The organism is bacterium (assembly GCA_040753085.1).
In the GTDB taxonomy this organism is placed as follows: Bacteria; UBA9089; JASEGY01; order JASEGY01; family JASEGY01; genus JASEGY01.
In genome coordinates this window covers 1-12,713 of sequence record JBFMHI010000073.1, presented here as the reverse complement: position 1 = coordinate 12,713, position 12,713 = coordinate 1, and the positions used below count along the sequence as shown (strand labels likewise).

The window sequence follows — 12,713 nt, the reverse complement described above, 5'->3', positions numbered from 1 at the left end:
GAAGGGATTGCCGTCGACCCGGTTTCGAGGACTTTAAGGAGGATGACGGCAAAGTCATTGAAGTAGACCGGAGCAATGAGGAATGAAGGGATTGCCGTCGACCCGGTTTCGAGGACTTTAAGGAGGATGACGGCAAAGTCATTGAAGTAGACCGGAGCAATGAGGAATGAAGGGATTGCCGTCGACCCGGTTTCGAGGACTTTGAGGATGACGGCAAAGTCATTGAAGTAGACGGGAGCAATGAGGGAAGTAGGTATTGTTCATCGTTTGGATCAGTTGGGATAGAATTCACCAGGCCTAATCCGGCGTCCACACCGTCCACAAAGTCCACATAGTCCACAAAGTCCACAAAGAAAGGAGCAACATATAATGGTTGAATTAACTATAGATGGACAGACCGTAGAAGTCGGCGAGGGAACGACTATATTTCGGGCCGCGAAATCATTAGGCATCAAGATTCCCCATCTTTGCTATCATAAACATCTTTTGCCGACCGGGGCCTGTCGTATCTGTCTAGTAGAAGTAGAAGGGGCCAGGTCTTTAATCGCCTCCTGTGTCTGTCCGGTAAGCCCTGGAATGAAGGTAAGGACTGATAGTGAGCGGGTTTTAAATGCCAGAAGAGCGGTTATTGATCTCCTTCTTTCCGACCATCCGGAAGATTGTCTGACCTGCGAAAAGAACGGGGACTGTAAGCTTCAGAATTATGCCTACCAATTGGGCGTCAGGTCTACCAGCTTTAAAGGAGAAAGACATGCCTATCCAATAGATTCAAGCAATCCTTTTATTGAAAGGGATTACAGTAAATGTATCCTCTGCGGGCGATGTGTGGTTATTTGCGAGACGGTTCAGGGGAACCATGTGGTGGATTTCGCTGATCGTGGCTTTGGTTCCAGGATTGCCACCTATTTTGACCGTCCAATGCAGGCGTCTAATTGTGTCTTTTGCGGCCAATGTGTCAGCGTCTGTCCAGTGGGGGCTTTGACTGAAAAAGAGGCCAAATTTAAGGGCCAGTCGTGGGAATTTTCTAAGGTGACGACCACTTGCCCTTACTGCGGCACCGGGTGTCAGTTTGATCTCAATATCAAAGATAACCGGATTATCAAGGTTACCCCTGCCTGGGATGCCCCGGTCAATCAAGGACGGCTTTGTGTGAAGGGGAAATTCGGCCTTGATTTTGTCAATCGGGAAGACAGGCTTAAGATACCCCTGGTCAGAAAAGGCGGTAAGCTGCAAGAGGCCAGTTGGGATGAGGCCATAGACCTGGTGGCTAAGAGATTAGGCGAGATAAAAGAGAAATATGGGCCGGATTCAATCGGGGGGCTATGTTCCGCCAAGTGCACCAATGAAGATAATTACATCTTTCAGAAATTCATTCGGGCTGCCGTGGGCACCAACAATGTTGACCACTGTGCCCGGCTTTGTCACGCCTCTACCGTAGCCGGTCTGGCCACGGCCTTTGGCAGTGGGGCCATGACTAATTCCATTGCCGAAATTGCCGGGGCTGACTGCATCCTGGTAACCGGCTCTAATACCACTGAAAACCACCCGGTTATTGCCTTAAAGATCAAGGAGGCCGTTAACCGGGGGGCCAAGCTCTTGCTCTTTGATCCCAGGTCTATTGAGTTGGCTGATTGGGCCCATCTGCATCTGAGGCAAAGACCAGGGACTGATGTGGCCTGGTTGAACGGCCTAATGAATGTGATTATTGCCGAAGATCTTCATGATAAAGATTTTATCCGGGAGCGGTGTGAGAATCTTGAGGCCATGGCTGAGACAGTGGCCAAGTATACGCCTGAGTATGTCGAGTCCATCACTGGCATCCCAGCGGATGAACTGAGAGAGGCCGCCAGGATCTACGCCACTGCCAATGCGGCCAACATTATTTATTCGATGGGTATTACCCAGCATAGCCACGGGACCGATAATGTCCTTTGCTGCGCCAACCTGGCTATGTTGACCGGCAACGTGGGTAAGCCTTCGGCTGGTGTTAATCCCTTGCGGGGACAGAATAATGTCCAAGGGGCCTGTGATATGGGCGGGCTGCCCGATGTCTACCCCGGCTATCAGAAGGTGACTGATGAGGCTGCCCGGACTAAATTCGAGAAGGCCTGGGGCGTGAAGCTCTCAGCTAAGCCGGGCTTAACCCTGACCGAGATGATAAATGCAGCCGGAGACGGCCAGCTTAAGGCCCTCTATATTATGGGTGAAAACCCGATGCTGGCTGATCCGGATATAAATCACGTCAAAGAGGCCCTCCAGTCTTTTGATTTCCTGGTCTGCCAGGACATATTCCTGACCGAGACGGCGGCCCTGGCCGATGTGGTTCTTCCCTCCACTTCATTTGCAGAAAAGGACGGGACCTTCACCAATACTGAGCGAAGGGTCCAATTAGTGCGAAAGGCCTTTCCTCCAGTAGGCGAGAGCAGAGAAGATTGGCGGATCATCACTGAGCTGGCCAGGCGAATGGGCTATAAGATGGTTTTTCACGTTCCGGATGAAATGCCGGCTCGGTCGGCCGTTAAGACGGCTAAAGGATATAGTATAGCCTACCACATTCCCGCTCTGATTATGAGAGAAATAGCCAAATTGACGCCCAGCTATGGCGGCATTTCTCATCTCAGATTAGAAAAAGAAGGGGGACTGTCGTGGCCCTGCCCGACTTCAACGCATCCGGGCACCCCTTATCTCCATGCCGAAAGATTCACCAGGGGGCGGGGACTCTTCAGCGCCATTGAATTTAAGGAGCCGGCAGAGCTGCCTGATGAAGAGTATCCTTTTATCCTGACGACCGGCCGGATGCTTTACCATTATCATACCGGTTCTATGAGCCGAAGGTCTAAGGGACTGGATGAAATCGTTCCGGAAGGGTATATTGAAATAAACCCGGCTGACGCGGCGAACCTTTCTATCGAGGACGGTCAATTTGTCAAGGTAAGCTCACGTCGTGGCCAGATTGATGTCAAGGCCATGGTGACGGATATTCCTCCCCAAGGCGCGGTCTTTATGCCCTTCCATTTTGCTGAAGCCGCGGCTAATGTCCTGACCAATCCTGTCCTGGATCCGGTGGCCAAGATTCCGGAGCTTAAGGTGTGCGCGGTGAAGATTGAGAAATGTTGACTATGAACCTCCACGAATTAGAACAACTTATAAAAGACATTGAATCTGACCGAACTGAACGCAAGGAATCGCTGACTGATTCAGGCAAGATTCGACAGGCTATTTGTGCCTTTGCCAACGATTTGCCAGGATATGGTCAGCCGGGATATATCTTTATTGGGGTTAATGACCAGGGGGTGCCTACGGGTCTTCCTATCACTGATGAGTTGTTGTGCACCCTGGCTGATATGCGGTCGGATGGCAACATTCAACCGTTTCCTTCTATGACGGTTCAAAAGGCAGTTCTGAAAGGAACACCGGTGGCAGTAGTTGAAGTTCAACCATCAGATTCACCGCCTGTGCGATATAATGGCCGTGTTTGGATTCGGGTTGGACCTCGCCGGGCTCAAGCTACCCTGGAAGAGGAAAGACGACTTACAGAACGTCGTCGTACAGGCAATCTGCCATTTGATCAACAGCCGGTTCCTAAGACTACCCTGACTGATCTGGATATGAACCTTTTCCGGAGCACTTACTTGCCTTCGGCGGTTGCCCCGGAGGTATTATCGGAAAATCAGCGAAAGACCGAAGAGCAAATGGCCTCGCTTAGATTTCTGACGCCGGACCTGGCCGCTCCTACCGTAGCCGGAATTCTGGTGTTAGGCACGAATCCCCAAACATGGCTTCCCGGGGCTTACCTTCAATTTGTCCGATTTGACGGCCGGGACTTGACCGATCCAATCAAGGCAGAAAAGATAATTTCCGGCAACCTTATTACCCAATTGCAGCAGGTTGACAATTTGATCCCACTTCATATTCAACATCGGGTTACGCCAGGGCTGGGGCTAAGATATAATGAACAGCCGGATTATCCCAGAGAGGCCTTAAGACAAATTATCATGAATGCTATCATGCACCGGACTTATGAAGGCACAAATTCACCGGTACGGATTAACTGGTTTACTGATCGGGTGGAGATCCAGAACCCGGGTGGGCTGTTTGGTCAGGTGACGAAGGATAATTTTGACCGTATGACCGACTATCGTAACCCAATGGTGGCAGAGGCTATGAAGGCTTTGGGTTATGTGGAGCGTTTTGGGATAGGTATTCGCCTGGCCCGCAAGGCCTTGGCAGAAAATAACAATCCTGTGCCGGAATTTATCTTTGAGCCAACCTATGTTCTGGTTACCATCAGGAGCCAGGTATGAAAACAATCGCCTTTTTCAATAACAAGGGGGGTGTAGGCAAAACCACGCTGGTTTATCATCTGGCCAATATGCTTTCACGCCTGGAATATGCTGCCCTGGCCGTTGACCTTGACCCCCAGGCTAATCTGACCTCGGCCTTTTTTGAAGAAAGCCGTCTGGAAGAACTATGGGAGGATAATAGTAAAAAGACTGTTCTGGCTTGTGTCCAGCCGATACTGGACGGCACGGGTGATATACAATCTCCGTATTTGCATCAGATAGCGGATTATTTGTGGCTAATAGCAGGTGATTTGGGACTTAGTAGATTTGAAGATAAACTTTCTGATAGTTGGCCGCGGGGATACAATGATGATAAAGCTGCTTTGCGGGCTACCACGGCATTCCACCGGTTGATCGCCAATGGAACTGCCAAGGCCGAAGCTTCTGTGGCTTTAGTTGATGTGGGACCTAACCTGGGAGCGATAAATCGTTCGGCCCTTCTGGCCGCTGACTATTTAGTAATTCCTTTGGCCGCTGACCTGTTCTCCCTGCAGGGACTCCGTAATCTTGGGCCGACCATTCGAGCATGGCGTGAACAGTGGCATAAAATGGTGAACCAGCTTGCTTCTCCAAAAGATTTTTCTATGCCGAAAGGGGATATGTCACCGGTTGGCTATGTGATTCTGCAACACGCTGTTCGTCTGGATCGGCCTGTTCGTGCCTTTGACCGGTGGTTGCAGCGAATACCTGTGGTGTACCAGGAGGCCGTTCTTGGGAAAGATTCAGGGGAATCTCCGGCAGAAAATGATCCGCATTGTCTGGCCAGCCTCCGTAATTTTCGGAGTCTGATGCCGATGGCCCAGGATGCCCGCAAGCCTATGTTTGATCTCAAACCCGCTGATGGAGCCATTGGCAGCCATCTGTCATTGGTTCAGACATGTTATCAAGATTTTAAGTCGCTGGCCCTCAAGATCGTTGAGAAATGCCGACTCGAAAGAGACTAATTCACTGATGGAGTGTAGGGTGCTTGGTGAGACCTAAACTACTGCTGCATGTTTGTTGTGCGCCGTGTGCCGCCTATGTGATAGGACAGCTAAGCCAGGAATTTGAGATAGGGGCTTATTTTTATAACCCTAATATTCATCCTAAAGAAGAATATGATCTTCGCTGGGAGGCGATGGAGAAGCTAACCCAGGCGCTTCAAGTAAGTTTTGAGCTGGCGGGGGGTAAATACGATCCGGAGCGCTGGCTTGAAGCAGTCAAGGGACTTGAAGCTGAGCCGGAAGGCGGGGCCAGATGCCAGGTGTGTTACCGATTCAGGTTAGAGGAGGCCGCTAAGTTGGCTAAAGAAAAGGGCGGCGATTGGCTGGCCACTACTCTGACCATTAGTCCCCACAAGCGGGCTGAGGTGATAAATCCTATGGGCCAAGAAGTAGCTGAACAGTTCGGTCTCCGGTTCTACCAGGCTGACTTCAAAAAGAAGGACGGCTTTAAGATCAGTTGCCGCCTGAGCCGAGAATTGAAGCTCTATCGCCAAAGCTACTGTGGCTGTGTCTTTAGTCAACCAGGTAATATTCTCGGAGGTAACCGTTCATCACATGATGCTGGATGCTCGATGCTCGATCTTCGATGCTCGATCTTCGACGCTGGATGCTGGATGCTCGATGTTGGATGCTCGATGTTGGATGCTCGATGCTGAATGGAGCCTCGAGGATCGAGGATCGAGCATCGAGTTTGTGCCTTAGGGGCTGAACGCTTACGAGAATAAAGGTGAAACTCGAAACTCAAAAATTAAGATTGGTGGCCTGGGAAACAACCAGGCGTTGCAATCTTTCCTGTCTGCACTGCCGGGCAGGGGCAAGGGATAAGCCTTATGAAGGGGAACTCTCCACTTCCGAAGCCCTAACTATGATTGATCAGATCAGGGAGGTTGGCCGACCGACCTTGATCCTCACCGGCGGTGAACCCCTCTTGCGAGAGGATATATTTGACTTGGCGGCCTATGGAATAGAAAAGGGGCTTAAGGTCGTCATGGCCCCTAACGGACTGCTCCTGACCAGGGAGGTGGCTAAAAAGCTCCTTAAGATAGGTATCCCCCGAATATCCATCAGCCTTGACGGCCCGGAGGCTGAGTCTCACGACCGATTAAGGGGGGTGCCAGGCGCCTTTGAAGGGGTCCTGGCCGGAATAAGGGCGGCCAGATCAGTAGGCTTGCCATTCCAGATAAATACGACTATTACCAGGCGGAATTGTGACCAGATAGAGGCCATAATGAATCTGGCCGTGGAATTAGGTGCGGCCGCCTGCCATGCCTTTTTTCTTGTCCCGACCGGCCGGGGAGAAGGGCTTAAGGGTGAAGAATTGACCGGTCAGGAATACGAAGACATCCTGATCCGGTTCTACGAAGAAGGAAAGAGACTTCTTATCCCAACCAGGGCAATATGCGCCCCCCATTATTTCAGGATCATTCGGCAACGCGGCGGAAAGATCCAGGGAGGTCACCCTGCCCGGCATAAACCAGGCGAAGGTCATCCGGGAGGGTTGTCGGCCGGGGGGTGGTCAACCCTTTCCCGGGGGTGTTTAGCCGCTACGTCTTTTTGTTTTATCTCCCATAGGGGGATTGTCTCACCGTGCGGCTATTTGGAGATTGAAGGCGGAAATATAAGAGAGAAAACCTTCCAGGAAATATGGGAAGGCTCAACTATATTTAATGAATTAAGAAACCCGGCCGCCTACAAAGGCAAATGTGGTCGATGTCAATATTTAGCTGTCTGCGGCGGATGCCGGGCCAGGGCCTATGCCGAAACCGGAGACTACCTGGAGGAGGAACCTAACTGTATCTACCAACCAATTAACAATTATCGTAACTACTCAGGTGGATAGGCTGAAGACTGAAGACTGAAGGCTGAAGTTCAATCATCCCGCAACCCTATTCAGGTAGATAGGCTGAAGGCTGACGACTGTTTAAAGGCCTTTCACGAGAGCATGAAAAGAAAGCACACAGCCATATACCAAATGTCGGACCGTCGGAACGACGACTTCGTTCCTGGCACGCCAGCCGAGCGCATTAGTCTCGTCTGGCCGCTGACCCAAGAGATCGCCTCCTTGAGCAAAAAGCACGATGCTGAACGAAGACTACAGAGATATGTTACACGCCTTGTCCGACGAGAAGGTTAAATTCCTTCTCGTCGGTGCCTATGCGCTGGCAGCCCACGGTTATCCCCGGGCTACCATGGATATCGATATTTGGGTCATGCCATCCCCTCAGAACGCTGATGCCGTCCTGCGGGCCTTGCGACGTTTTGGCGCTCCGCTTCACACTCTGACCAAGGAAGATCTTCAAAAGGACGGGATCGTCTTTCAGATCGGCGTTGCCCCAAGGCGAATCGACATCATCACTGCGGCCTCCGGACTTCAGTTTGAGGAGACGTATGGACGGTCACTGTCTGTGAACATCGAGGGAATCGAAGTGCATATTCCGTCGATCGACGATCTAATTCGTAACAAAAGGGCGGTGGGAAGAACCAAAGATTTAGCCGACGCAGAGGTATTGGAATCCTTGAAGACTTTCGAACAAATTGCTCCACTCGGCAAAGAATAGCACGCCCGAGCTGCTATTCCTTGCGGATGAACAGTGGCGTTGGGCGTCAGCATAAAGACGGCTGTGACCGTTCAGCCACGGATGGACACGGATGAAACACGGATTTCCGTGAACCGTGTCCGGGAGTCGTGTCCGTGATTAGGTTGTAGGGACAACCCTTGTGGTTGTCAGCCTATGGAACGGACAGGGACAAGTTCTGTCCCTACAACTCCGCCTTCTGTCCTCTATTATTTATCCGTGCTAATCCGTATCAATCAGTGGCTGAACGGTTACGAAAATAGTTAGCTGGAAAGGCTAATAAAATCAACGCTCAATTTTATCCGAGAGCGTTAATAATTAATAATTACAAAGGAGGTGAAGTAAGTAAGTGGCCTATAAGATTACTGATGAGTGTGTTCTTTGTGGGGTATGTATGGATGTGTGTCCGGCAGGCGCTATTAAAGAGGGCGAAGAGAAATACTCTATTGATCCCGAAGCCTGCACTGATTGCGGTAGCTGTGCCGAAGTCTGTCCTTCAGATGCTATTGTCGGTCCTGAAGAGTAAGATCTGACTAACCTTTTTTGAAGGAATACGGAGAATGTCCCTATTATGAAGTGTGCTTATCCTGAAGAGTAAAATCTGCCTGACCTTTTTTGAAGGAGAAAAAAAGGGGATGTGATCCCATAAGAGGATCATATCCCTTTTTAATGCTCGATGCTCGAAGCTCGATCCTCGATGCTGGATGCTCGATCCTTGATGCTCGATGCTTGAAGCTCGATCCTCAATGCTCGATGCTCAATCCTCGAAGCTCGATGATCGATGCTGGTGAAGAATCCAGTATCAAGTATCGAGCATCGAGCATCGAGTGTTGCGCCGTAATACTATAATGAGACTTCTGATAACTATTTTTTTACTATTATCCTTTTTTTCGCCTCTTCGGGCTGAGGAGACACGGCTCCAAGAGGCTCATCAGTTATTCCATTCCGGCATGGATCACTATCAGCGCTTCCAATACTCAGAGGCTATCGCTGACTGGGAGGAAGCAGCCGGGATTTATGAGACCCTCGGACGGGCTTACCACCTAAGGGGAACATGGATCAATTTAGCAGCTGTCTATCAGGAACTGGGAGAGATGAACAAATCACTGATCTATCTGGAGCGGGTTCTGGTTCAGGCTAAGGCGGCCCAAAATAAACCGGCCATTGGAGAAGCCTTAGGGAGGATAGGTTATGCCTATTATCTGGCGGGTGATCTGGACAGGGCCGCCACTTACCAATGGGAAGCGGCTGATGTATTCTCTGAGATGGGAGATAAGCGGCAAGTAGTTGATTGTCTTGATACCCTTCTGTATATTTACAAAGCCAGAGGAGAATTGACGGAGGCGTTAAAATGCGGGGAAAGGTCCCTTAAGATCAAGCAGCGATCCGGAGCTGCCGCCAAGGCCATCCAGACCCTGGAAGATTTGCGGGATCTGTGCTTTTCTTTTAGGCAGCTTGAAAAGGCCACAGAATACAGCCTGGCTGCCCTGCGTCTCAAAGAGAAAACAGGCGATGAAGCCGCAGTTTCGGCTGAGCTTTCTTCACTGGGGATGATTTCTGCCCTGGCCGGCCATCTAAAAGAGGCGGTGGCTTATCATGAACAAGCCCTGGAAATAGACCACCGACTTGGAAAACCTGCTCAAGAAGCCGCTACCCTCTCTAACCTGGGAACGGTTTATACCTTTCTGAATGATTATCAAAATGCCTTTAAATGCCAGGACCGGTCCCTGGAACTTGATCAGGAGGCCGGAAATGAGAGTGGTCAGGCGAGCACCCTGAGCAACCGGGCGCTTATCTATCAGACATTGGAGATGTATCCTGAGGCATTGAGCTGTCTGGAGAAGACTTTGAGGCTGGCTTCTTCCCTCTTTGCGCCCGGGATAATTAAAACCGCCCATTATCAGAAAGGTGAGATCTATTGGCGGGAAGGGGAATATGACCAGGCGTATTCTTCATTTAAACTCTCTATTGAGGCGGCAGAATCCATGCTTAAGGAGGAAGATCAAGAGGCAGAGGGCTCTATTATTGGCGGGCGGACTGATCCTTACGGGGAGATGATCTTACTTCTTCTGGAAATGGGACGGCCGGCTGAGGCATTTGACTTTCTTGAGCGGGCCAAAGCCAGGAAATGGCTGGAGGTCTTTAATCAGGCTCAATGTAATTCAGATAATGAACTTATTAGAAAAGAGAAGGCATTGGTCGCCCGGATAGGCTATCTGGTAAAACAGCTTTCCGCTCAGAAGGCCAAACCAAAAGCTCAACACAACAAAGATCTTATCAACACCCTAAGTGAAGAATTAGCCCTGGCCTGGAATGATCGGGCCGAGGTCATTACCAGGATTCAAATGGAAAGCCCTGAACTTTTGCCCCTGGTAAGCATTAAGCCGACTACCATTAAAGATATTCAGCAGGCTCTTGATAAGCATACCGCCCTTATTGAATATTTTGTAGCCAAAGAGGCCATCCTGGTCTGGCTAATCAGACCGGACAGACTGGTGGCCGTGAGCTTGCCTGTTTCAGGCCAGACGCTTGCAGCCAGAATTAATAGGCTGCGAACAACGGTAATAGATGAGTACCAGACAGAAGAAATCGGGCAACAACTTTATTGTGACCTTATTGATCCCCTTAAGCCAAATCTGGAAGGGATAAAGCATCTCTGCTTTATCCCCGATGGTCCCCTTGACTATCTCCCCTTTGCCCTTCTTAACCAGGAGGGACGCTATCTCATCGAAGATTATCAGGTCTCTTATGCCCCGTCGTCATCCCTTTTTAAGAGGTCCTTCGATAAAAAGCAAAAAGGTGGGATTATGGCTTTTCTCAACCGGCTGTTTAAAAGGGATATAGGACAGATAACGGCTCTGTCGGGTCCTGATTCAAAATCTACGGATAGAGAAGTGGAGACGGTCTCTTCTATTGAAGGCCGGAATTCTACGGCCCTTCACCAAGCCGGCCGGGAAATGCTTGAACCCAGCCTGGCTAATACCTCTTTCCTGCATTTAGCCGTGCCAGTCAGATTCAATCTTCAAAACCGGCTCTATACTGGTTTAGTCTTGAATCAGAAAGAAGAGCCTTTGAGGTTATCCGAATTCTTCGGCTTCGATCTGGATAATCTTAAACTGCTTACCCTGACCAGGGGAAACCCTGGGGCCAGTGGATTGGTCACCGGACAAATTCCAGCCCTAACTAATTCCCTGCTTTATGCTGGCGCTCCTTCGGTTATGATCACTCTCTGGGATTCAGAGGCGGGGACCACTCTTCTGATGATGAAGTTCTATCGCCACCTGAAGGATATGTCTAAAGCCGAAGCCCTGAGGCAAGCCCAACTATCTACCCTTCGGGAATATCCCCATCCCAAAGACTGGGCCCGATTTGTCCTGTTTGGAGACTACCGCTAATTCTGAAATCCTCCTTCTCGCCCCATCTCTTTTCTCTGGCCCGACGTTTTCTTTTCTGCTTCTGCCTTCGAATCCTCTGTATCTGCTTCTGTTCTGCCTCAATGATTCCTCCCTGCAGACGCTCGATTTCATCCAGGAGCCTCCTTCGGGCATAAAATCGATTCAATATCTGGGAACGTCCTTGCTGGCATTTCACGCCCAGGCCGGTGGGCTTATGACAAAGATAGACACAAGAAGAACTCTTGTTGACCTTCTGGCCTCCCTGGCCCGAAGCCCGGATAAATCCTTCCTCCAGGTCTTCCTCGCTGACCCCCAGGTTCTTCATTCGTTCTTGAAGCTCTTTTTGCTTGGCCGGTGTAACCGGAAAAATAAGCAATGCATCCCTCCTTTAAGATCACCGATGACTGGATGCCCAAGTAGCTACGAACTGCTAAATACACACCACTTCCGGTCTCTTCTCGATGAGTCTCTTTTCGTAGGCTCTTCGGAAAAGAAGGGTCAAGGCCTCTTTCCCACGTTCACCCATATCTACGGTGAGATCGTTTACATACATTTTCACGAACCGGGCGCCGGTTTCTGCATCCAGTCCCCGGCCAAATTGCAAGGCATAAGGAATGGCCTTATCCTGGTGTTCGTATCCGTAACGAATGCTCGCCTGCAGCCCCAGGGAAATTTCCTTAGCTGAGGCTTCTCCCAGGTCTTTTCGAACTACATCCAGGCCCAGGGGAAGGGGAAGATTGGTCTCTTCCGTCCATATCCGACCAAAATCAATTATCTGGTGAAGCCCTGAACGGTCAAAGGTGAGCTGCCCTTCATGGATCAGTATCCCCGCGTCCACCTCTTCGGAAAGAACCGCCTCCACGATTTGATCAAAAGGGATATCTACCGGGGCGGCCTCTTCCAAATACAGGTGAAATAGGAGTCTGGCCGTGGTAAGAGGGCCTGGGGTAGCCACCTTACGACCTTTAAGTTGAGCTATCTCCTGAAACTTTTTAGATACCAGTATGGGACCATAGCCTTCTCCCATACTGGAACCTGTTTTCATAATCCAATAACGATCAGCCACATAGGGGTAGGCGTAAGCAGAAATGGCCGTGACCTCTAATTCGCCTTTTAAAGCCCGCTCATTTAGTCTCTGGATGTCCTCCATAACGTGCCGGATCTCCATCCCCCTAATGGTCACAGCATGGCACGAAAGACCATAAAACATAAAGGCATCATCTGCATCCGGGCTGTGGCCTACCTGGAGGATTCTTTTTTCCAAGGTTGTTTTCCTCCTGGGAATATAGGAATATAGGGTAGAGTAGAGAACTGGCGAGTTACCCTCTCCAATAGCCTTAGGTGTCCTGCAATCTGTTTGCTCCCCGTTTCCAGGGAGTGCCTTAGGTACAGGCCGCCATCCACCGTAGTACTGGG

At 50.2% G+C, this 12,713-nt stretch carries 11 protein-coding genes; 9 read left to right on the top strand and 2 right to left on the bottom strand.

Translation table 11 applies throughout. From position 1 onward, the window contains the following. Window positions 1–369 precede the first annotated feature (369 nt). The 9 genes from fdhF to AB1797_08640 all read left to right on the top strand — a co-directional run bounded on the left by fdhF (window position 370) and on the right by AB1797_08640 (window position 11,297). Window positions 370–3,117, top strand: coding sequence for a formate dehydrogenase subunit alpha (gene fdhF / locus AB1797_08680; GenBank protein MEW5767683.1), 2,748 nt, complete (start codon window positions 370–372; stop codon window positions 3,115–3,117). Beyond that, window positions 3,111–4,304, top strand: a complete 1,194-nt coding sequence (locus AB1797_08675) for an ATP-binding protein (GenBank protein MEW5767682.1) — start codon at window positions 3,111–3,113, stop codon at window positions 4,302–4,304. The genes fdhF and AB1797_08675 overlap by 7 nt, the downstream gene beginning before the upstream one ends. Next, a complete protein-coding gene (locus AB1797_08670; GenBank protein ID MEW5767681.1) occupies window positions 4,301–5,287 on the top strand; it encodes an AAA family ATPase in 987 nt (328 codons plus the stop codon). Before AB1797_08675 ends, AB1797_08670 begins: the two co-directional genes overlap by 4 nt. Before the next feature lie 26 nt (window positions 5,288–5,313). Next, window positions 5,314–5,982, top strand: coding sequence for an epoxyqueuosine reductase QueH (locus AB1797_08665; GenBank protein ID MEW5767680.1), 669 nt, complete (start codon window positions 5,314–5,316; stop codon window positions 5,980–5,982). 71 nt (window positions 5,983–6,053) lie between these two features. Continuing rightward, a complete protein-coding gene (locus AB1797_08660; protein MEW5767679.1) occupies window positions 6,054–7,166 on the top strand; it encodes a radical SAM protein in 1,113 nt (370 codons plus the stop codon). A gap of 238 nt (window positions 7,167–7,404) precedes the next feature. Then, complete coding sequence (locus AB1797_08655) at window positions 7,405–7,884, top strand: DUF6036 family nucleotidyltransferase (protein MEW5767678.1); 480 nt, start codon at window positions 7,405–7,407, stop codon at window positions 7,882–7,884. A gap of 367 nt (window positions 7,885–8,251) precedes the next feature. Then, a complete protein-coding gene (locus tag AB1797_08650) occupies window positions 8,252–8,428 on the top strand; it encodes a 4Fe-4S binding protein (protein MEW5767677.1) in 177 nt (58 codons plus the stop codon). A 143-nt stretch (window positions 8,429–8,571) separates the two neighbouring features. After that, the gene (locus AB1797_08645; GenBank protein ID MEW5767676.1) at window positions 8,572–8,751 is read left to right on the top strand and encodes a hypothetical protein; all 180 of its coding nucleotides are present in this window, start codon (window positions 8,572–8,574) and stop codon (window positions 8,749–8,751) included. Beyond that, window positions 8,751–11,297 carry a CHAT domain-containing protein gene (locus AB1797_08640; protein MEW5767675.1) on the top strand — a complete coding sequence of 849 codons (2,547 nt, stop codon included), beginning with the start codon at window positions 8,751–8,753 and terminating at the stop codon, window positions 11,295–11,297. The genes AB1797_08645 and AB1797_08640 overlap by 1 nt, the downstream gene beginning before the upstream one ends. Here AB1797_08640 and AB1797_08635 read toward each other — a convergent pair. Continuing rightward, the gene (locus AB1797_08635; protein MEW5767674.1) at window positions 11,230–11,673 is read right to left on the bottom strand and encodes a peptide chain release factor-like protein; all 444 of its coding nucleotides are present in this window, start codon (window positions 11,671–11,673) and stop codon (window positions 11,230–11,232) included. The two genes, AB1797_08640 and AB1797_08635, sit on opposite strands and share 68 nt — an antisense overlap. 54 nt (window positions 11,674–11,727) lie before the next feature. Then, window positions 11,728–12,561 carry an MqnA/MqnD/SBP family protein gene (locus AB1797_08630; GenBank protein MEW5767673.1) on the bottom strand — a complete coding sequence of 278 codons (834 nt, stop codon included), beginning with the start codon at window positions 12,559–12,561 and terminating at the stop codon, window positions 11,728–11,730. Between the last annotated feature and the right edge of the window lie 152 nt (window positions 12,562–12,713).

Bases quoted from the DNA above. Each gene is read 5' to 3' on its own strand.
- fdhF (MEW5767683.1), top strand. From the start codon at position 370: ATGGTTGAATTAACTATAGATGGACAGACCGTAGAAGTCGGCGAGGGA.
- AB1797_08675 (MEW5767682.1), top strand. From the start codon at position 3,111: ATGTTGACTATGAACCTCCACGAATTAGAACAACTTATAAAAGACATT.
- AB1797_08670 (MEW5767681.1), top strand. From the start codon at position 4,301: ATGAAAACAATCGCCTTTTTCAATAACAAGGGGGGTGTAGGCAAAACC.
- AB1797_08655 (MEW5767678.1), top strand. From the start codon at position 7,405: ATGCTGAACGAAGACTACAGAGATATGTTACACGCCTTGTCCGACGAG.
- AB1797_08645 (MEW5767676.1), top strand. From the start codon at position 8,572: ATGCTCGATGCTCGAAGCTCGATCCTCGATGCTGGATGCTCGATCCTT.
- AB1797_08640 (MEW5767675.1), top strand. From the start codon at position 8,751: ATGAGACTTCTGATAACTATTTTTTTACTATTATCCTTTTTTTCGCCT.